Below are 794 nucleotides of genomic sequence, written 5' to 3'. Positions count from 1 at the left end.
CTAAATCGACAAACATTGGGCCGTCGCGCCACAAGATGTTACCCGGATGGCAATCGCCATGCAGACGAATCGTTGCGAAGCTGCCTTGCCAGTGGTTTTCGATGGCTTTGATGAGCATGTCCAAGTCATTGAAAAAGCTGTTTTCTAAATGCATCGGGATCATATTGGCGTTTTGCAAAATCTCACGTGGTTGGTAGAGATACTCGTGCAAACCAATGGTAGGGCGATGTTGAAAAGCTTGTCGGCTGCCGACTTTATGGATGCGTCCTAAAAAGCGACCAACTCCTTCAAGCTGCTCTAAGTTATCGACTTCAAACTGACGACCGCCCACGCTTTCGAAGAGAGCGAACCCATAGCCTTGATAGTGGTGCAGGGTGTTGCCATTGATGCGTACGGGCGGGGCGACGGGGATTTCATTATCAATCAGCTCAAGCGTGAAATCGTGCTCTTCTTGAATCTGCTCGTTGCTCCAACGTTCCGGACGATAGAACTTCACGACGTAGCGACGGCGCTCTTCATCGGTAAATTGATACACACGGTTTTCGTAGCTGTTGAGAGGCAGAAAGCCCGATTCAGCACGAATGCCAATGCTTTCTAACGCGTACCACATGAAATCAGGGGTGAGGGCGTCAAAGTTAAACATACTTTGGGACATATAAACAAAAAGGCTCATTACTGAGCCTTTTTCCATTAATTATCGACGTTGTCGTTACAGCTTTTTGATAAACCGACTTTCAACTTCGATAGTGAATTCGTTGCTCTTATCGGTGAGTATAAACTGAATTGTGGTGATC

1 protein-coding gene is annotated in these 794 nt (G+C 47.0%); it reads right to left on the bottom strand.

The annotated features are described in order from the left end of the window. The coding region (locus R7040_RS25840; RefSeq protein ID WP_318097487.1) for a serine/threonine protein kinase at window positions 1-655 on the bottom strand (655 nt) is incomplete at its 3' end. Window positions 656-794: the final 139 nt, after the last annotated feature.

Source organism: Vibrio sp. 1069 (assembly GCF_033340555.1).
This window is presented reverse-complemented; position numbering and strand designations above follow the sequence as displayed.